Source organism: Rhodococcus sp. AC861 (assembly GCF_979256035.1).
Window position 1 is genome coordinate 690,447 of sequence record NZ_CEEDMW010000003.1, and the last position, 19,338, is coordinate 709,784.

The window sequence follows — 19,338 nt, forward strand, 5'->3', positions numbered from 1 at the left end:
GGTCGTCGCTGCCGGTAAGGTCGCCCGAATGCATGTTCTGGTTCTCGGTGGCACATCCGAAGCACGTCAACTGGCCGCGCGGCTCGACGGAGTACACGGAACGACCGTGACGTCATCGCTGGCGGGCCGCGTCGCCGATCCCGTCCTCCCTGTCGGCGAGGTACGTGTCGGCGGCTTCGGCGGCGTCGACGGACTGACCACCTGGTTGACCGAGAACGAGATCACGCACGTCGTCGATGCGACTCATCCGTACTCGGTGACGATGACGGAGCACGCCGTGCAGGCGTGCGCGAACGCGGGACTTCCTCTCGTGGTGCTGCACCGGGCGCCGTGGCGGCCGTTGGCCGAGGATTCGTGGATCACGGTTCCCTCCATGGAAGCCGCTGCGGATGCCCTCACGGAGCGGCCCGCCCTCACCCGGATCCTGCTGACCATCGGACGCCAGGGCGTGCACTACTTCGCACATCTGACGGACCAGCACTTCATCGTGCGGTGCATCGACGCACCCGAGGGCGAGGTGCCGGAGCATTCGAGCATCCTCGAGGCACGCGGTCCGTTCGATCTGGCGGGCGAGAGCGAACTGCTCGACGAACACCGCATCGAGGCTCTGGTCAGCAAGAACAGCGGCGGAAAGCTGACCTCCGCCAAGCTTCAAGCCGCTCGCGAGCGCGGAATTCCGGTGATCATGGTGGATCGTCCCCCGGTGCCCGAGGGCGTCGACGTCGTGTCGACGGTCGACGCGTGCGCCACCTGGCTACGGACGCGCCGCGACGCCGGCAGTGGACGTGACGGTCAGGTCGCTCCCGTAACGCCGTGAGGTGAACACCCGAGGACCGTCGGGAGTGTGATCGACCGTGGTGGTCGACGCACCGACGATGAGAAGGCACCGCATGTCGATGCTCGACGCGTCGAGATCGCCGAGACGCACGACGGTGACCGACTCCTCGGGCCCTGAGACGTCGCGACCGATCACGACGGGGGTGTCGGGTCCGCGGTGCTCGAGCACCATCGTCTTGAGAGCCTCGACCTGCCAGGTCCGGGTCCGCGACGCCGGGTTGTAGACGGCGAAGGCCATGTCGGCGGCCGCCACTGCGCGAATGCGCCGCTCGACGACGTCCCACGGCTTCAGGCGGTCGGAGAGTGAGATGACGGCGTAGTCGTGGCCCAGGGGAGCACCCACCCGGCTGGCGACGGCGTTGGCGGCGGTGACACCGGGGCACACGCGCACCGGGACCGAGCGCCAGCGCTCCTGAGCTGCGACTTCGAGGACGGCCGACGCCATCGCGAAGACTCCCGGATCTCCCGAGGAGACCACCACGACACGTGAGCCGCGCGATGCCAGATCCAGCGCCATCTCGGCACGCTCGGACTCCACCTTGTTGTCGCTGGCGTGCCGACGCTGTCCGGGACGCGTCGGAACGCGGTCGATGTACGTCGTGTAGCCGACCAGATCGGTGGCGTGCGCCAACTCCTCGCGCACCTCCGGCGTGGTCCATGCGTCGGCGCCCGGGCCGAGTCCGACGACGACGACCTCACCCGACGGTGCCGGGTCGCGGACGACGTACGACGGACTCGAGACGACGGCGATGGAGAAGTAGGGAACATCGGTGGCGTCCTCGGCGGCGAGCACCCGCTCGCCGACGGTGCTCGCGCGCTCGACGTACCAGGCCTCGGCAAGCTTCCCGCTGTCGCGAAGTGCTTCGCGCACAGCGGGATACGTACGACCCAGTTTCAGGATCGCCGCCGAGTCGGTGTCCCGCAGTCGCCTGGTGAGCTCGGCCTGCGGAAGCGTGCCGGGAAGGATGGTGAGGACTTCCTCGCCCTCGACCAGCGGCTCACCCACGGCGGCGGATGCGGCGCTCACCGACGTCACGCCAGGAATGACCTCGGTCTCGAATCGGTGCGCCAACCGGACGTGCATGTGCTGGTACGAGCTGTAGAACATGGGGTCGCCGGCTGCCAACAGAGCCACCGAGCGGCCCGCCTCGAGGTGAGCCGCCAGACGTTCGGAGGCCTCGACGTAGAAGTCCGCGAGCGCTCCGTCGTACCCGCCGGGGTGGTCGGTGCCCTCGGTGGTCACGGGGTAGACGAGGTGCTCCTCGATCTGCCCCTCGCGCAGGTACGGCTCAGCGGTACGCCGCGAGATGCTCTTGCCGTGGCGGGCGCTGTGGAACGCGACGACATCGGCGTCGGAAATGACCCGGGCGGCTTTGACCGTGACCAGTTCGGGGTCACCGGGACCGATACCGACGCCCCAGAGCTTTCCGGTCATTCCTTCTCCGTCGCAATCGCATTGACAGCAGCAGCCGCGATGGCACTGCCGCCTCGACGACCGAGGACCAGCAGGTGATCGAGTCCCAGACCCGACGCCACCAGATCGTCCTTCGACTCTGCGGCGCCGATGAATCCGACCGGGCCACCGAGAATCGCGGACGGACGCGGCGCTCCGTCCTTGATCAGTTCCATGAGTCGGAAGAGCGCTGTGGGCGCGTTCCCGATGGCGACGACGGCGCCATCGAGGTGATCGACCCACAGGTCGACGGCGGCGGCAGTACGGGTGGTGCCACGGTCACGTGCCATCTCGGGAACATCGGGTGCGTTCAGGGTGCAGATGACCTCGTTGTCCGCCGGGAGCCGTCGGCGCGTGATGCCCGACGCGACCATGGTGGCGTCGCAGAGGATGGGGGCGCCCGCACGAAGAGCGGCACGGCCCTTCGCTACGACATCGGCGGTCGACGCGATGGACTGCGCCAGATTCACTTCTCCGCACGCGTGGATCATGCGCACGACGACCTGCGCCACATCGTCGGAGAACGCCGACAGGTCGGCTTCTGCTCGGATGGTCGCGAAGGAGCGCCGGTAGATCTCGTCGCCGTCGCGAATGTAGTCGTGCATGGCTCCACGATAGGGGTCACGACGGTGGGACTCGCTCGTACCCCTCGTCGGTCGCAAACACGTCGGTGACCTCGCCGCGGGGTCGGCCGCACCGGCGCTCGCACCCCACCCAATGCTCCCGGCCGTCTCCCACCTCGCCGTTCTGCACGGCGGCGTCGAGATCGGCGCGCACGTCGGAGTGCGACTTCGCGCAGCCGGGAGAGCCGACGCACGAGCTCGCCCGGACCCACGGCGATTCCGCGTCGAAGATCAGACCCATCGGGGCCAGCACGCGCACGACCTGCTCGGCGACGCCCTCGTCGAGATCGACGAGCACGATTCCGCGCCACGGCGTGACGTGGATGGGCTTCTCGACGGCCGCGAGGAAGAGTGCGGTGCGGGCCGGCAGCACACCGTGAGCGAGGGCGGCGCCGAGCGCGACGGTGGCGTCGTCCTGCACGAACCACCCGATCGGCGGCTCGACCGCAGTCTCGACGGCGACCCGCGGGTCGTCGCCGACAGCGTGATCGATGTGACCGAGCACGGCCTCCACGCCGTTCGGCATCTCCGCGATGCGCCAGTGCCCCAGCCGCTCGCGGCGGAATCCGCGCGCTGCATCGAGCATCACCGCGACCGCGTCCGCACACCGCACCCGGACGCCGCTGTCGGCGCCCGCGAGGATGAGGGCGAAGGAATCTTCGCCGACGGCGTGGACACCGATGTCGGCACCGAAACCCGTCACGTCGCCGCGACCGTCGTCGAGGGAGAACAGCACCCGGCCCGGCAGTTCCGCCAGCTCGGGGTCACTCGTGAGCGAGGTGTCCAGCGACGACACGAGACCGCGGACGTCGGCCGTTCCGCCGAGCCGACCCGACAACGGTGAGGCCAGGATGTTGCGCACCCGCTCGTGGGTCTCCGACGGCAGCAGGCCCGCGGCCGCCAGACGGTCGGCCAGGTCGTCGGGATCGCGTACCGCGCGGAGCTGGATGTTGCCCCGGGAGGTGAGCACCAGTTCGCCGTCGGACAGGTCCGTCGACGCCGCCGCGAGCACGCCCATCTGCCCGGGGGTGAGCACACCGCCGGGCAGACGCACCCGCGCCAGCAGACCGTCCTTCGCCTCGTGCAGCTGGAGAGCCCCGGGGCAGGCGTCCCGCCTGCTCCTGTCCCCGACATCACTCATGCAGTCCAGGCTACGACGTACGATCACTGCGAAGCACCCCGGAAGCCGGTGAGACTCCGGCGCGGTCGCGCCACTGTGACTCCAGCATTCCTGGAGAAGTCAGACCTGGGGTGCACACTGACGCCGACGGGGCGCGAAAACCCCAGGGAAGGCTCCACCACCGTGATTCTGCTGCTCTCGACATCCGACACCGACCTGCTGAGCGCGCGTGCGTCCGGCGCCGAGTACCGCTGGGCCAACCCGTCCCGCATCCTCGTCGACGCCGACCTGCCGACGCTGATGGACGGCGTCGACCTGGTGATCGTGCGCATCCTCGGTGGGCGTCGGATGTGGGAGAGCGGTATCGACGCCGTACTCGGCGGTCCGGTACCCGTGGTCATGCTCGGCGGCGAGCAGGCCCCCGACGCCGAGTTGATGGAACTGTCGACGGTGCCCGCCAATGTGGCAGCGCAGGCGCACCAGTACCTGGCCGAGGGTGGCGCGGACAACCTCCGCGAGCTGTCGTGGTTCCTGTCGGACACCGTTCTGCTCACCGGTCACGGATTCGAGCCGCCCGCCCATCTCCCCACCTGGGGTGTGCTCCACACCCGTGCGAGCACGGGGTCGTCCGAGCCCACGATCGCCGTCCTGTACTACCGGGCCCAGCATCTCGCGGGCAATGTCGACTACATCCACGCGCTCTGCGAGGCCATCGAGGCGAAGGGCGCCCGCGCACTCCCGATCTACTGTGCGTCGTTGCGCAGCGCGGAGCCGGAACTGCTCGAGGCACTGCGCGAGGCCGACTCCATGATCGTGACCGTTCTCGCGGCCGGTGGCACCCGTCCGGCCAACGTGGGCGCCGGCGGTGACGACGAGGCATGGGACGTCGCGGAACTGGCTGCGCTCGACGTGCCGATCCTTCAGGGCCTGTGCCTCACCAGCTCCCGGTCGACGTGGGAGTCGAACGACGACGGGATGTCACCCCTGGATGTCGCGACCCAGGTCGCGGTGCCCGAGTTCGACGGTCGCATCATCACGGTGCCGTTCTCGTTCAAGGAGATCGACGCCGACGGCCTCAGCACGTACGTGCCCGACCACGAGCGCTGTGCGCGTGTCGCCGGCATCGCGGTCCGGCACGCTCGACTGCGCCGAATTCCCGCAGCCGACAAGCGCATTGCGCTGATGCTGTCGGCATACCCCACCAAGCACGCGCGCATCGGCAACGCCGTCGGCCTGGACACGCCGGCATCGGCGATCAGGCTGCTGACACAGATGCGCGAGCACGGGTACGACATCGGCCCCGTCGACGGTGACGACGCGGTTCCGGGCCTGGCGGCACAGGACGGCGACGCCCTGATCCACGCGCTCATCGCCGCGGGTGGTCAGGATGCGGACTGGCTCACCGCCGAACAACTCGAAGGCAACCCGATCCGCATTTCGGCTGCGCGCTACCGCCGGTGGTTCGACACGCTGCCGGAGGATCTCCGGTCCGGGGTGACCGAGCACTGGGGTGAGGCTCCCGGCGAGCTGTACGTCGACCGCTCGGCCGACCCCGAGGGCGAAATCGTCATCGCTGCTCTGCGATTCGAGAACGTCGTGCTGATGGTGCAGCCCCCACGCGGGTTCGGTGAGAACCCGGTGGCGATCTACCACGACCCGGACCTGCCGCCCAGCCATCACTATCTCGCCGCCTACCGCTGGCTCGCCGCCCCCGAGGAGGACGGTGGGTTCGCCGCCGACGCCGTCGTGCACCTGGGCAAGCACGGCAACCTCGAATGGTTGCCCGGCAAGACTCTCGGCATGTCCGCCTCGTGCGGCACGGATGCTGCGCTGGGCGATCTGCCGCTCATCTACCCGTTCCTGGTCAACGATCCGGGGGAGGGGACGCAGGCCAAGCGGCGCGCGCACGCGACTCTCGTCGACCATCTGATTCCTCCGATGGCGAGGGCCGAGAGCTACGGCGACATCACCCGCCTCGAGCAGTTGCTGGACGAGCACTCCAACATCTCGACCCTCGACCCGGCGAAGCTGCCGGCGATCCGTCAGCAGATCTGGACGCTGATGACGGCGGCGCAGATGCACAAGGATCTGGGGCTCGAAGAACGTCCGGACGAAGAGGTGTTCGACGACATGCTTCTGCATGTCGACGGATGGCTGTGCGAGATCAAGGACGTCCAGATCCGTGACGGCCTGCACATCCTGGGGGAGTCACCGCGCGGTGAGGCCGAAGTCGATCTGGTCCTCGCCATGTTGCGAGCCCGGCAGATGTGGGGCGGCGAACGCACCGTTCCGGGTCTTCGTGAAGCGTTGGGACTCAGCGAGGACGGCGACGAGGCCCGCACGTCCGTGGACGCCGTCGAGGAACAGGCTCGAGGTCTGGTCGCGGCGCTGCATCGCGCCGACTGGTCTGTCGATGCCGTCGACGAGATCACTCACGGACTGCCCGACACGGTGGGGGACATCCTCCGGTTCGCTGCCACCGAGGTTGTGCCGCGACTGCGCGGCACCGACCAGGAAGTGCAGCGCGTTCTCCATGCTCTGAACGGTGGCTTCATTCCGGCCGGCCCCAGCGGATCACCGCTGCGTGGCCTCATCAACGTGCTGCCCACCGGGCGCAACTTCTACTCCGTCGACCCGAAGGCCGTGCCGTCGCGGCTAGCGTGGGAGACCGGCCAGGCGATGGCCGAGTCGTTGGTGGCCCGCTACCTGGCCGATCACGACGAGTACCCCCGATCCGTCGGTCTCTCGGTCTGGGGAACCAGCGCGATGCGCACCTCCGGCGACGACATCGCCGAGGTGTTCGCCCTGCTCGGAGTCCTGCCGGTATGGGACGAAGCGTCACGACGCGTCACCCACCTCGAGCCGATCCCTCTGGACGAGCTCGGGCGTCCCCGCATCGACGTCACTGTGCGGATCAGCGGATTCTTCCGGGACGCGTTCCCCCACGTGCTGGCCATGATGGACGACGCGGTGCGCATGGTCGCGGGCCTGGACGAGACCGACGAGCAGAACTACGTGCGTGCGCACGCACAGGCAGATCTCGCGGAGCACGGCGACGACCGCCGCGCCACCACCCGTATCTTCGGCTCGAAGCCCGGTACCTACGGCGCCGGATTGCTGCAGTTGATCGACAGCAAGAGCTGGCGCAGCGACGAAGATCTGGCGCAGGTCTACACGACCTGGGGCGGCTTCGCGTACGGCCGTGGGCTCAACGGTGTGCCGGCGTCCGACGACATGCGGTCCTCGTACCGCCGGATTGCGGTGGCGGCGAAGAACACCGATACCCGCGAACACGACATCGCCGATTCGGACGACTACTTCCAGTATCACGGCGGCATGGTCGCAACCGTGCGTGCTCTCACCGGCACCGCACCGGAGGCGTACATCGGCGACAGCACTCGGCCCGAGTCCGTGCGCACCCGAACGCTGCACGAAGAGACCTCGAGGGTGTTCCGCGCTCGCGTCGTCAACCCACGGTGGATGGACGCGATGCGTCGCCACGGCTACAAGGGCGCGTTCGAGATGGCGGCAACGGTCGACTACCTGTTCGGGTACGACGCCACCACCGGCGTCGTCCAGGACTGGATGTACGAGAAGCTCACGCAGGAATACGTCCTCGACGAGACCAACCGTAAGTTCATGTCCACGTCCAATCCCTGGGCGCTGCACGGCATTTCGGAGCGTCTCCTCGAGGCGGTGGAGCGCGGGATGTGGGCAGAGCCTGATCCGGCGCTGTTGGCGGAGCTCCGATCGGTGTACCTCGAGACGGAAGGCGAGCTCGAGGGCGAGTGACGGCTTAGGCTGGCGGGCATGACCAATCCCTTCGGTGATGTCGGCACCGCCAAGTACGTTCTTCTGACCACGTTCACCAAGGACGGCACCCCCAAGCCGACACCGATCTGGGCGGCCCTCGACGGGGATCGGCTTCTCATGTGGACTCAGCGGGAGTCGTGGAAGGTAAAGCGGATCCGCAACACTCCCCGCGTCACGGTGGCCACCTGCGATCGCAGTGGAAAGAATGTCGGCCCGGCTATGGAGGCTGTCGCCGAGGTTCTCGACGACGCGGGTACCGCCCGCACACGCGACGTGGTGATACAGAAGTACGGCATCACCGGACGCATCGCCGTCACGATGAGCTCCCTGTTCAAGGGCAAGAACAGCACTGTCGGTCTGGCGCTCCGCGTCGCCTGACACCCGCAGCCGGTGTCGAGTAGACCTCACCGAACATCTGCCGGCTACCGCTGACACTCCATGTTCCCGGAGGAGTTGCAGCATCAGCGGGAACGTGGAACGTCCGCGAGAAGCTGCGCCCCGGTTCGAACAGCGTTCGAGTTTCTGTCGGTGGGTTGGGTTAGTGTGTGGTCAGGTCGTCGGGGGGCGGTCTGATCGGGCATCACCGGGGGGTGAATTCGTGTACGACGCAACAGTTTCCGTCGATGTGTTGGTGTCGGCGAAGGTCGACGCCCAGGCCTCGTTCGCTCGTACCGTCGCCGCGTCGTGCTCCTACGTTCACTCTGAGTCGCGGCGTCCCGCGGTGCTCGGTCCGGGTGCGGTGTTCGACGCCGATGCCGCCGAAGCGTGCGCTGTCGCCGAGGTCGCATCGGCATTGTCGGTGTCCACCGGCACGGTCACCGAGTGGCTGTACTTGATTCGTACCGCCCGCCCGGCGGTGCAGGAGGCGTTCGATGCGGGCCGGTTGGCGTACGCAGCGTTCCGCACCGTGTGCCGGTCATTGGCCGGTGTCCCGAACGCCACCGAAGCATTACTGCAGCGGGTGATTGCTGCCGCATCCCGGTGCACCCCGGGCGCGGTGGCGGCGGCGATCGACCGGATCCTCGCCGACTTCGACGCCGAGTGGCACCGGATCGTCCGGGAGCGTGCGGCGCTGGAGCGTGCCGCGACCGTGCGGAAACTCCCGCGCGGTCAGGCGGAGCTGATAATCCGCGGTCCGGCGGAGAAGGTCGCGGCGATGTGGCGGAACATCGCTGCTGCTGCTGCGCGGGGGGTGACCGATCCGAGTTCGCTGCCGGCGCGGTTGTTCGACGCCGCGCACGCTCTCCTGACGGGAGTTGTATCGGGCGCACCCGCCAACCGTGCCGTGATCGTTCTCGATGCTGCCACCGCAGCAGGGTTGGCGGGGGAACCCGGTCACCTCGTCGGCTGGGGACCGGTCCCGGCCGATGTGGCTCGTCGCATCGCCGAGGATGCGACATGGCAAGCACTCATCACCGCCGCGCGCGACAGCGAACACCACCCACCCGACCCGGAGCCCGATCCACCGGTTCCGGTCGACGGCAGGGAAGTTCGCCGCACCCGCCGCATGCCGCCGGGCTGGACCCCGACTACGGGGAAACTGGGAAGCACGAATGCCAGGAAGGTGAGGGAGCAGGTCGAGTACCTCCGCACGCTCCCACCATCAGCACTCGACCGTGCCGTCGACAACCCCGACGGCCACGGGGGCTTCGTCGTGCCCCCGGACGGGGCACTGGTCTACCGGCCGTCGGAGGCAGTCGCGGCGGTGGTGACAGCGCTGTATCCGACGTGCGTCCATCCGGGATGCGCCGTACCGAGCGAGGACTGCGACCTCGACCACGTCGTCCCGTTCGACCACACCGACCCACAGAAGGGCGGCTGGACCGTCACCGGCAACCTCGAACCCCTGTGCCGCCGACACCACGGACTGAAAACCCGCAGACAGTAGGATTACCGCATGCTCCGCGACGGCATCGTCCACATCCGCGACTCACACGGCAACGACTACCTCACCGCACCCGGCGAATGAGCGGACTACTGAGCCTCACTGACGGAGGACATGTGGAAGTCCGGGACCCGCAACGGAGGCATCGCCGCGCGGGTGAACCAGTCCGACCACTCACGCGGCAGGGTGGGCACCGTCGTGCCCGCCTCCGTGGCGCGCCGCAGCAGGTCCAGCGGGCTCTCGTTGAAGCGGAAGTTGTTGACAGCAGCGGTCACTGCACCGTCCTCCACGAGGTACACGCCGTCACGGGTCAGACCGGTGAGCAACAACGTCGTGGGGTCGACCTCGCGGATGTACCAGAGGGTGGTCAGCAGCAGACCTCGCTCGGTGCGCGCGACCATGTCGTCGATGGAACCACCCGAGCCGCCTGTCATGATCAGGTTGTCGCCCGGAGCTGTTGCAGCGGTACCGAACTCGACCGCCGCGGAACGCGGATACGTCAACGAGGTGATGGCGCCGTCCCGGAGCCAGTCGACACGGTCGGCGCTCATGCCGTTGTCGAACACCGATACGGAGTCGCTCGACGAGCCCGTCACGACGAACGGTGCGTACTCGAGGCCGGGCTCGGCCGGGTCGGAGTACATGGTCAGACCCAGCGTCCCCAACTGCTCGCCGATACGCGTGCCGCCGGGGGCCGACAGAGCCGTTCGCCCTTCGTGAGCCCCGCGGCCTTCCATCGTCCACATCAGGTCGATCATCAGATCGGCCACCGCGGACGGTGGGAGCAGGGTCTCGTACCGTCCGGCAGGCAATTCGACTCGGCGAGCGGACAAGTCGAGCCGGCGAGAGAGTTCCGCCAGCGCCGCATCCATGTCGATATCGACGAAGTCCCGTGTGCCGGTGCCGACCCAGGCGCTGGATCCGTGTGCGAGCCCGCCCCGCTTACCGTTGATCTCCAATGATCCGGTGGGCTCGACGTGGCGGCGGCGTACACCGGCGGAGGTCCCCAACCAGATGGTGCGAACGGTGTGGTGCGCGAACCCGTACAGCGCGTCGGCTCCGTCGAAGCCCTGCGCAAGTCCCGGAACGACAGAATCGAACACCTCGATGCCGGTCCGTGCCGTGACGTCGCCCCAGCCGGCATCCACGTCGTCGGCCGTGATCAGAGGCATCGTGTCGGTGGCCGGCTGAGCGGCGCGCGCTGCGTCCTCGGCGGCACGGACGACACCGGCGACATCGTCCGGATCCATGCTCGTCGACGACACGGTGCCCACCCGGGCAGTGTCGCCGTCGCGGACGATCGACACGACTATCCAGGAGCGGGAGTCGCCGACACCGTTGGTGGTCATAGAATTACCTGCCCACCGCAACGATGCTTCCGACGTGTCGGCGACGATGACGACGGTGTCGGACACCGTGGCGTACGACAGTGCGCGTTCGACCAGGTCGTGGCCGCCGAGGACGATGTTCGCGCTCACTGTCCTGCCTCCGATCGCGTATTCAGGACGTTGACCGAGCGGAAGAGTGCCGCCGGGCACCCGTGCGACACCGCAGCGACCTGACCGGGTTGAGCCTTTCCGCAGTTGAACGCCCCGCCCAGCCGCCAGGTCGACGGACCGCCGACCGCGTCCATCGAGCCCCAGAAGTCCGTCGTCGTGGCCTGGTACGCCATGTCGCGTACCTGACCGGCCAGAGCGCCGTTCTCGATGCGGAAGAATCTCTGCGCCGTGAACTGGAAGTTGTAGCGCTGCATGTCGATCGACCACGATTTGTCGCCGACCACGTAGATGCCGTGCTCGACGTCCGCGATCAGGTCGTCGACGCTGCGATCGACCTCCGGATCGGGTTGCAGCGACACGTTCGCCATCCGCTGGATCGGCACGTGGTGCGCGCTGTCCGCGTAGGCGCAGCCGTTGGACCGCTCGAGACCCAACCGTGGGGCGAACACTCGGTCCAACTGGTACCCGACCAGCACACCCTTGTCGACGAGGTCCCACGACTGCGCCGCGACACCGTCGTCGTCCCATCCCGTGCTCGACAGGCCGTGGCGTTCTGTCCGGTCGGCAGTCACGTGCATGATCGGGCTGCCGTAGCGCAGGGTCCCCAGTTGATCCGGCGTCGCGAAAGAGGTTCCCGCATAGGCGGCTTCATAGCCGATGGCTCGGTCGTACTCCGTGGCATGGCCGATGGACTCGTGGATGGTGAGCCACAGATTGGTCGGGTCGATGACCAGATCCGTGAGCCCGGCCTCGACGCTGGGAGCTTTCGACTTCTCCGCGAGCCACTCGGGTATCCGGGCCAGTTCGTCGTCCCAGTCCCACAGTCCGTCGCCGCCCGTACCGGCCGAGGTGAGGTACTCCCATCCCCGCCCGACAGGCGGTGCGAGAGTGCGCATGGAGTCGAAGCCACCGGTCGCCGAATCGACGGTCACGGCCTCGATCTGCGGGTGGAGACGTACCCGTTGTTGCGTGATGCGGGACCCGGCGAGGTCGGCGTAGAACGTCTGCTCCTTGACCTGCAGGACGGACGCACTCACGTGGTCGACACCGTCGGAGGCCAGCAGCCGACCGGAGTACTCGCTCAGCAGGCCCACCTTGTCCGAGGTCGAGACATCGAAGGGATCGATGGCGTAGTCGGACACCCATGTCGCGTTCTCGTACACCGGCTCGGCCGCCAGAACGACGCGCTCACGGTTGAGATCACGCAGTGCCTGCGCCACCCGCACCGACCGCGATGTCACGGCCACCGCCTCGTCGACCGTCAGCACGACACCCGACGCGAAGCCCCAGGTGCCGTCGACGACGACGCGCACAGCCATGCCGAGGGTCGTGCCCTCGACACTGGACTGGACGGCACCGTCGCGCAGACTCAACGACTGTGTCCGGAGCCGATGCACCCGCAGGTCGGCGTGCGTGGCACCGGCGGCACGGGCCGCGGTCAGTGCCGCGTCCGCGAGCGCGTGAAGCGGTAGGGCGACGAAATCGCTGTCGACATCTCTCACCTGCGTCACGCTAGCCGAACTGTTGCCACCCCAGTCGGATGACGAGCGCGAAGACGACCACCAGAAGAACCACCCGCACGAACCCGGCGCCGCGGGAGATGGCCATGCGCGATCCGACGAGGGAACCGGCCACGTTCGCCACCGCCATGGCCAGACCGAGGAGCCACAACACGTCGTCGGTCGCGGAGAAGTACAGCAGGGCGCCGATGTTGGAACCGAGATTGAGAACCTTGGCCATCGCCGCGCTGCGCACGAACTCGGTGCCCAGCAGCGTCGCGAAGGTGATGATCAGGAAGGTGCCCGTACCCGGGCCCAGGATTCCGTCGTAGAAGCCGATGGCCACAGCAGCAGTGACCACCACGATCGCGATCCTGCGCCGAGTCGGCGGATCGCCGACCACTACCCCGACCGTGGGGCGCACCGTCACGAGCACTGCGACGCCGATGAGCACCACCAGCACGATCGGGATGAAGAGGTCCTTGTCGATGAGGCTGACCGTCGCAGCGCCGAAGGCGGACCCCACCGCCGCCACGACGCCGGCCGGGGCGAGGAGTCGCCAGTTCATCGGGACCCTGCGCGAGAACGTCACCACCGCTGCGGTGGTCCCTGCGACCGACGCCAACTTGTTGGTGGCCAGCACCGTCTGCTGCGTCGTGGCCGCGGGCGTGACCAACAACAGCGCGGGAAGCAGGATCAGGCCGCCGCCACCGACCACAGCGTCCACCCATCCCGCGGCGAGTGCGGCGACCAGCAACAACGACCAATCACCGACACCCATGCGGCCATTCCATCACGACTGCGGGACTACGATTCACCCACGATGCGCCGATTCAGTGAGTGGCTCCGCGACCGTCCGTTCGCGGTCGACTGTGCGCTGGCGGTGTCACTCTTCCTCATCGAACTGACGGCCGTCGCAGCCGTGCGACAACCGCTCGTCTACGTGGCGATGGCGGTCGCCGTGTCCACGCCGATCGCCTGGCGCCGCCGCTACCCGGTGGCCGCCGCCTGGACTGCGCTCGCACTCGGCCAGGTCGCGACACTGATGGTGTGGGCATCGGAGGAACCACGCACGCTCCCGCCCGGGCAGCTCGGCTTCGTGGTTATGCTCTACACGCTGGCCGTGTACACCGACCGGCGCACGACCCTGCTCTTCGCGATGGGCCTCGCGGCCGACATCGTCGTCGTGCGACTCGTGCTCGGGTCCGACTGGACCTCCACGATCTTCTTCGTTCTGCTCTACGCCCTGGCCTACATCACGGCGGAGTTCCTCGGGACTCGCCGCGCCTACGTCATGGAGGTTCGGGCGCGACTCGCGGTCGCGGAGTCGGACCGCGATCGACGAGCAGTCGACGCGGTCTCCGCTGAGCGCACCCGTATCGCCCGCGAACTGCACGACGTCGTCGCGCATGCGGTGAGCGTCATGATCGTGCAGGCGGACGGAGCGTCGTACGCGCTGCGGTCCGACCCGGACCGTGCCGAGGCCGCGCTCGCGAACATCTCCGCCACCGGGCGCACCGCGCTGACGGAACTCCGTCGGACGGTGTCGCTGCTGCGCACCGACGACAGTTCCGAGTCGCATCCCGAGTACGGCACCGCGGCGCTGGCGAAGATCGTGGAGATGATGCGCGCCGCCGGGTTGCGCGTGTCCATCGAACAGACGGGGGAACTCGACGACCTCCCACCCGCGGTCTCGCTCGGCGTACATCGGCTGGTGCAGGAGTCCCTGACCAACGTTCTGCGGCACGGCGGAGAACGACCGCGCGCAGCGGTGGCCGTGCGGCGTGAACCGGGCGCGGTGACCGTGTCGGTCGTCAACTCGTCCGAGGGCGACTCCCCGGTCCGCGACATCCACGAAAGCTCCGGGTTCGGCGTGATCGGCATGCGCGAGCGGGTCGCCGTCCTCGGTGGTGAGCTCCGCGCCGGCCCGTTGCCCGACGGGCGGTGGCGCGTCGCCGCGACACTTCCGGTCGATCAGGTGGCCTTCGACCGTTAGGTTGTCACCCGTGTCCATCTCGGTGCTCCTCGTCGACGATCAGGAACTGATGCGCATGGGCTTGTCGATGGTTCTCGGCGCCCAGACCGACATCGACGTGGTGGGGGAGGCTGCGGACGGTGCCTCGGCGATCGCCGCCGCGGCTCGGCTCCGCCCCGACGTGGTCCTGATGGACGTCCGGATGCCCGGCATCGACGGAGTGTCGGCGACGGAGCGCATCATCGCGTCGCAACCCGGTGTGCGGGTCATCGTGATGACGACCTTCGACCTCGACGAGCACGCCCTGGGTGCGCTCCGTGCCGGGGCCAGCGGATTCCTGCTCAAGGACACTCCGCCGGAGGATCTGGTGTCCGCCGTCCGCAGTGTCGCCGCGGGCGACGCCGTGGTGTCGCCGCGCGTCACCCGACGCTTGATCTCCCGGATGGTCGACGGAGAGCGGCGGACCACGGCGGGCACGTCTGCGGAGGTCGAATCGTTGACCGACCGCGAACGTGAGGTCCTCTTGCTCATCGCGGCCGGGAACTCCAACGCCGAGATCGCGGCACACCTGTTCCTGTCCGAGGCCACGGTCAAGACTCACGTCGGACGCGTGCTCACCAAGCTGGGCCTGCGGGACCGTGTGCAAGCAGTGGTACTGGCCTACGAGCTCGGCCTCGTCACGCCCGGCGCCTGAGCCGTTATCGGACCGAGTCCGAGCCGGGGAGAAAAAGCAGGCCCTCGACCGTTGGACAGGCAAGACGGGTTCGACCAGTCGCCGAAAGGACTCCCACGATGCCCCTGCTCTACTTCTTCCTCTACCTCGTCGTCGAGATCAGCGCCCTCGTGTGGCTGGCCTCGACGGTCGGCATCCTGTGGACCGTGTTCGCGGTCATCGCGCTGTCGGCCGTCGGACTGGTCAGCATCCGTTCCCAGGGCAGGAGGGTGCTCTCGGAACTCCGGTCGGCCAACGCGGGTCGGCGCTCACCCGGTGGAGCCGTCGCGGACGGCGCACTGGTCGCGCTCGGGTCGGTGCTGCTGACAATCCCCGGTCTGGTGTCCAGCGTGCTGGGTCTGCTGTTGATGATCCCGCTGACCCGCGCCGCGCTGCGTCCGATCATCGCCCGGTCGGCCGCGAAGCGCGTCGAGACGGCAGTCGCCTCCGGTCGCGCCTTCCCACCCGGAGCCTTCGGCCCTCGCGGATTCTCCGCGGGTCACGTGGTCATCGACGGTGACGTGGTCCAGGAAGACCCCCGGCGGACACCGCCCCAGACCTTCCAGGTGATCGACGGCACAACCGGCCGCGACGAACGCTGACCCGGCCGGACAGCGCGGCGCGAGCACCGGGCACACTGGCGTCGGTGAGTACGCAACTGCTGGTAGGCGGACGCATCTACAGTCCGTTCGCTCCCGATGCGACAGCCATGGCCGTCACGGACGGCGTCGTGGCCTGGGTGGGGGAGGACCGTCCGGGCCTCGCTCTTCACCCGGGTGCCGAGGTTGTCGACCTGGACGGCGCCTTCGTGACCCCCGCCTTCGTCGACACCCACGTCCACACCACGGCAACGGGACTCGCGCTGATCGGCCTCGACCTGACGGACACCCGCTCCCTCGCCGACTGCCTGCGAGCAGTGTCCGAGTACGCCGCCCGCGAGCCCGGTGCCCTCGTCTGGGGCCAGAACTGGGACGAGTCGGCCTGGCCCGAAGGCCGGGCACCGACGACCAGCGAACTCGACGACGCGGCACCCGGCCGAGCGATCTACCTGTCCCGCATCGATGCGCATTCCGCGGCGTGCTCGACCGTGCTCCGGCGTGCGTCCGGTGACGACGTGGTGGGGGCCGATCCGGAGTTGCCGTTGATCGCCGAGGCTCACCATGCCGCGCGGACCACGGCACTCGAACTCCTGAGTCCTGCCGGTCGTCAGCGGGCCCGTATCGCGGCTCTCGATCACGCGGCCGCTCACGGTGTGGCCGCGGTGCACGAGTGCGCGGGCCCGGACATCTCCGGTCGCACCGACATGGCGGAACTGCTGGCCCTCGAGCACGGCGTCGAGGTCCGCGGGTACTGGGGCGAGGCCGTCACGACAGCCGACGGCGCGCGGGATCTGCTCGCCGCGACGGGAGCACACGCTCTGGGCGGCGATCTCTTCGTCGACGGATCGATCGGCTCGCACACCGCGTGGCTGAATCAGCCCTACGCGGATCACGAGGGATGCGGTCGCTCGTACCTGGACGTCGACGCGATCGCGGCGCACGTCTCGGCCTGCACGCAGGCGAAGATCCAGGCCGGCTTCCACGTCATCGGCGATGCAGCCACCGATGCGGTGGTCGAGGCCTTCGGTCGCGTCGTCGCCGAGCTCGGCGGGCCCGCGGTGGCGTCGCGAGGGCACCGACTCGAACACATCGAGATGGTCACCGAGGAGCAGGCCGCGAAGCTGTCGTCGTGGGGCGTCATCGTCAGCGTTCAGCCGGTGTTCGACGCGTACTGGGGCGGCGAGAGCGGGTTGTACAGCGCGCGACTCGGTCGCGACCGCGCACTCGCCCTCAACCCGCTCGCGATGATGGCGTCGGCGGGAGTGTCCCTGGCCATCGGATCCGATTCGCCGGTCACTCCGCTCGAGCCGTGGCGCGGCGTCCGCGCCGCCATGTCTCATCGCACACCCGGTAGTGCCATCTCCCCACGTGCCGCGTTCTCGGCCGCGACGCGTGGAGCGTGGCGTGCCGGCGGCGTCCGGGACGGGCTCGCCGGAACATTGGTGCCCGGTGCACCCGCCAGCTATGCGGTGTGGGAGGCGGGCGAGCTCGTGGTCAGCGCGCCCAGCGACACCGTCCAGCGGTGGTCGACCGACCCGCGCTCACGCGTTCCCGCCCTTCCGCGTCTCGATGCGGACACGCCGGATCCGACGTGTCTGCAGACGGTCCACCGCGGCAGCACGGTGTTCCGAGCGTGATCGCCCTCGCGCGGCTCCTGCTGTCCGCAGGAGCGGGCGCCCTGCTGTTCGCATCGTTCCCGCCGCGCCCACTGTGGTTCCTCGCCCCGGTCGCGCTGGCCCTGATCGGGTACGTGCTCACCGAGAAGGATGTGTCCAAGAAGGGTGGCTTCCTCTACGGCCTCGCGTTCGGACTCGGCTTCTTCCTCCCACTTCTTCCGTGGATCGGTGTGTACGTGGGTCCACTGCCGTGGATCGCGCTCGCCACCGCGGAGTCACTGTTCCTGGGGTTGTTCGGGGTGGCCGGAGTCGTGGTGTCCCGGCTGCCGTTCGCGGCGCTGTGGCTGACCGCGGTGTTCTCCGCCGTCGAGTGGTTGCGCAGCACCGTGCCGTTCGGCGGGTTCCCCTGGGGCCGATTGGCTTTCGGCCAGTCCGAGTCGGTGCTTCTTCCGCTCGCATCCGTCGGCGGGGCACCTCTGCTCAGTGCCGCGGTGGCGCTGATCGGGATGTGCCTGGCACTGGCGTGGAGGGCGGCGCGATCGCGCAGCACTCTCGCGGTCCTCGGACTCGTCGTGCTGGCGGCGGTCGGTCCGGTCGTCGCACTCGCCCTGCGCCCGGGTCTCGCCGGTCCGCAGGACGGCGACAGCACCATCACGATTGCCGCGATCCAAGGGAGTGTGCCGCGTCTGGGTCTCGACTTCAACGCGCAGCGGCGCCAGGTGCTCGAGAACCACGTGAAGGAAACCGTCAGACTGGCGGAGGACGTCGACGCCGGCCGCGCGCCGAAGCCCGACGTCGTGATCTGGCCGGAGAACGCATCCGACGTCGACCCCACCCGCGACAGCACGGCAGCCGCCGACATCACGGCCGCGTCGGTGCGTATCGGCGCGCCGATCCTGGTGGGCGCCGTACTCGCCAACGCCGACGGGACGTCGACCAACACTGTGATCGCATGGGACGGGACGGCCGGACCGGGCGAACGACACGACAAGAAGATCGTGCAGCCCTTCGGCGAATACCTGCCGTATCGCAGCTTCTTCCGACTCTTCTCCTCCTATGCGGACTCCGCCGGCAACTTCGTGCCCGGCGACGGTGACGGTGTCGTACACGTGGCCGCAGGTGCCGGGAGGGACGAGATCGCCCTCGCCGTCGGCGTCGCGACGTGTTACGAGGTGGCCTTCGACCGAGCACCGACGGAGGCCGTGCGCGCGGGCGCGCAGATCCTGGCGGTCCCCACGAACAATGCGACCTTCGGCGACACCGAGATGACCTACCAACAGCTCGCCATGTCCCGCGTTCGCGCGGTCGAGCACTCCCGATCCGTCATCGTCGCCGCGACCAGCGGGGTCAGCGCGATCATCGCCCCGAACGGGTCCGTGACGTCGCGGACGGAGCTGTTCGACGCCAGCTACCTGGTGTCCACGGTAGGCCTGCGCACCGAGACCACAATGGCTACCCGACTCGGACCGATTCCGGAGTGGATACTTGTCGCGCTCGGTGCTGCGGGCGTGATCGGCGCCACTGTAATCAACCGTCGACACCGAACTGTGCGGTCAGCGCAGTCGTCGTGACGCTTTGGTGGTTCGTCACCACCATTCTTGTAACGTTTTGTGGTCCTTTTGCGAGATACTGGTAAGTCTCACCCATCCACAAGATGCGGTTGAGCGAATGCCACATACAAGGCTCGGCACAGAGCTACACAGTTTG

General features: G+C 68.4%; 15 protein-coding genes. 9 read left to right on the forward strand and 6 right to left on the reverse strand.

The window, feature by feature from the left end:
- Positions 1-28: 28 nt before the first annotated feature.
- The gene (locus AC0IX4_RS12790) at positions 29-817 is read left to right on the forward strand and encodes a cobalt-precorrin-6A reductase (protein WP_056074850.1); all 789 of its coding nucleotides are present in this window, start codon (positions 29-31) and stop codon (positions 815-817) included.
- On the opposite strand, the gene cobJ is transcribed toward AC0IX4_RS12790, so the two are convergent.
- From cobJ to cobG, 3 genes are read right to left on the reverse strand one after another with little or no spacing between them, the layout of a single operon-like run.
- Positions 755-2,272, reverse strand: a complete 1,518-nt coding sequence (cobJ, locus tag AC0IX4_RS12795; protein WP_471829191.1) for a precorrin-3B C(17)-methyltransferase — start codon at positions 2,270-2,272, stop codon at positions 755-757. The two genes, AC0IX4_RS12790 and cobJ, sit on opposite strands and share 63 nt — an antisense overlap.
- The gene (locus AC0IX4_RS12800) at positions 2,269-2,895 is read right to left on the reverse strand and encodes a precorrin-8X methylmutase (protein WP_056074855.1); all 627 of its coding nucleotides are present in this window, start codon (positions 2,893-2,895) and stop codon (positions 2,269-2,271) included. Before AC0IX4_RS12800 ends, cobJ begins: the two co-directional genes overlap by 4 nt.
- A gap of 16 nt (positions 2,896-2,911) precedes the next feature.
- Entirely contained in the window at positions 2,912-4,054 is a 1,143-nt protein-coding gene (cobG, locus tag AC0IX4_RS12805) for a precorrin-3B synthase (protein WP_471829192.1), read from the reverse strand.
- Between the two features lie 162 nt (positions 4,055-4,216).
- Here cobG and cobN point away from each other — a divergent pair, with 162 nt between their 5' ends.
- The 3 genes from cobN to AC0IX4_RS12820 all read left to right on the forward strand — a co-directional run bounded on the left by cobN (position 4,217) and on the right by AC0IX4_RS12820 (position 9,734).
- Positions 4,217-7,825 (forward strand): cobaltochelatase subunit CobN, encoded by a 3,609-nt coding sequence (cobN, locus tag AC0IX4_RS12810; RefSeq protein WP_056074858.1) that lies wholly within the window; start codon positions 4,217-4,219, stop codon positions 7,823-7,825.
- 18 nt (positions 7,826-7,843) lie between these two features.
- On the forward strand, positions 7,844-8,224 hold the full coding sequence (locus AC0IX4_RS12815) for a PPOX class F420-dependent oxidoreductase (protein WP_056074860.1): 381 nt from the start codon (positions 7,844-7,846) through the stop codon (positions 8,222-8,224).
- Between the two features lie 220 nt (positions 8,225-8,444).
- Complete coding sequence (locus AC0IX4_RS12820) at positions 8,445-9,734, forward strand: HNH endonuclease signature motif containing protein (RefSeq protein ID WP_471829194.1); 1,290 nt, start codon at positions 8,445-8,447, stop codon at positions 9,732-9,734.
- Positions 9,735-9,820: 86 nt separating this feature from the next.
- Here AC0IX4_RS12820 and AC0IX4_RS12825 read toward each other — a convergent pair whose 3' ends face one another.
- From AC0IX4_RS12825 to AC0IX4_RS12835, 3 genes are read right to left on the reverse strand one after another with little or no spacing between them, the layout of a single operon-like run.
- Positions 9,821-11,209 (reverse strand): metallopeptidase TldD-related protein, encoded by a 1,389-nt coding sequence (locus tag AC0IX4_RS12825; protein WP_471829195.1) that lies wholly within the window; start codon positions 11,207-11,209, stop codon positions 9,821-9,823.
- Positions 11,206-12,741: a TldD/PmbA family protein gene (locus AC0IX4_RS12830; RefSeq protein WP_471829196.1), complete on the reverse strand. Its 1,536-nt coding sequence runs from the start codon at positions 12,739-12,741 to the stop codon at positions 11,206-11,208. The genes AC0IX4_RS12825 and AC0IX4_RS12830 overlap by 4 nt, the downstream gene beginning before the upstream one ends.
- A gap of 1 nt (position 12,742) precedes the next feature.
- The gene (locus AC0IX4_RS12835; protein ID WP_471829197.1) at positions 12,743-13,510 is read right to left on the reverse strand and encodes a TSUP family transporter; all 768 of its coding nucleotides are present in this window, start codon (positions 13,508-13,510) and stop codon (positions 12,743-12,745) included.
- Positions 13,511-13,552: 42 nt separating this feature from the next.
- Between AC0IX4_RS12835 and AC0IX4_RS12840 the strand changes: the two genes are divergently transcribed.
- From AC0IX4_RS12840 to lnt, 5 genes are all read left to right on the forward strand, one after another.
- Entirely contained in the window at positions 13,553-14,725 is a 1,173-nt protein-coding gene (locus tag AC0IX4_RS12840) for a sensor histidine kinase (protein ID WP_471829198.1), read from the forward strand.
- 10 nt (positions 14,726-14,735) lie between these two features.
- Positions 14,736-15,398 (forward strand): response regulator, encoded by a 663-nt coding sequence (locus AC0IX4_RS12845; RefSeq protein WP_042575698.1) that lies wholly within the window; start codon positions 14,736-14,738, stop codon positions 15,396-15,398.
- 98 nt (positions 15,399-15,496) lie between these two features.
- Positions 15,497-16,018, forward strand: a complete 522-nt coding sequence (locus AC0IX4_RS12850; RefSeq protein WP_082518573.1) for an FxsA family protein — start codon at positions 15,497-15,499, stop codon at positions 16,016-16,018.
- A 44-nt stretch (positions 16,019-16,062) separates the two neighbouring features.
- Positions 16,063-17,652 (forward strand): amidohydrolase, encoded by a 1,590-nt coding sequence (locus AC0IX4_RS12855; protein WP_471829199.1) that lies wholly within the window; start codon positions 16,063-16,065, stop codon positions 17,650-17,652.
- Positions 17,649-19,202: an apolipoprotein N-acyltransferase gene (gene lnt / locus AC0IX4_RS12860; protein ID WP_471829200.1), complete on the forward strand. Its 1,554-nt coding sequence runs from the start codon at positions 17,649-17,651 to the stop codon at positions 19,200-19,202. Before AC0IX4_RS12855 ends, lnt begins: the two co-directional genes overlap by 4 nt.
- Positions 19,203-19,338 lie beyond the last annotated feature (136 nt).

Excerpts from the sequence above, each read along its gene's own strand:
- AC0IX4_RS12790 (WP_056074850.1), top strand. The coding sequence starts at position 29 with ATGCATGTTCTGGTTCTCGGTGGCACATCCGAAGCACGTCAACTGGCC.
- cobJ (WP_471829191.1), bottom strand. The coding sequence starts at position 2,272 with ATGACCGGAAAGCTCTGGGGCGTCGGTATCGGTCCCGGTGACCCCGAA.
- AC0IX4_RS12800 (WP_056074855.1), bottom strand. The coding sequence starts at position 2,895 with ATGCACGACTACATTCGCGACGGCGACGAGATCTACCGGCGCTCCTTC.
- cobG (WP_471829192.1), bottom strand. The coding sequence starts at position 4,054 with ATGAGTGATGTCGGGGACAGGAGCAGGCGGGACGCCTGCCCCGGGGCT.
- AC0IX4_RS12815 (WP_056074860.1), top strand. The coding sequence starts at position 7,844 with ATGACCAATCCCTTCGGTGATGTCGGCACCGCCAAGTACGTTCTTCTG.
- AC0IX4_RS12835 (WP_471829197.1), bottom strand. The coding sequence starts at position 13,510 with ATGGGTGTCGGTGATTGGTCGTTGTTGCTGGTCGCCGCACTCGCCGCG.
- AC0IX4_RS12840 (WP_471829198.1), top strand. The coding sequence starts at position 13,553 with ATGCGCCGATTCAGTGAGTGGCTCCGCGACCGTCCGTTCGCGGTCGAC.
- AC0IX4_RS12850 (WP_082518573.1), top strand. The coding sequence starts at position 15,497 with ATGCCCCTGCTCTACTTCTTCCTCTACCTCGTCGTCGAGATCAGCGCC.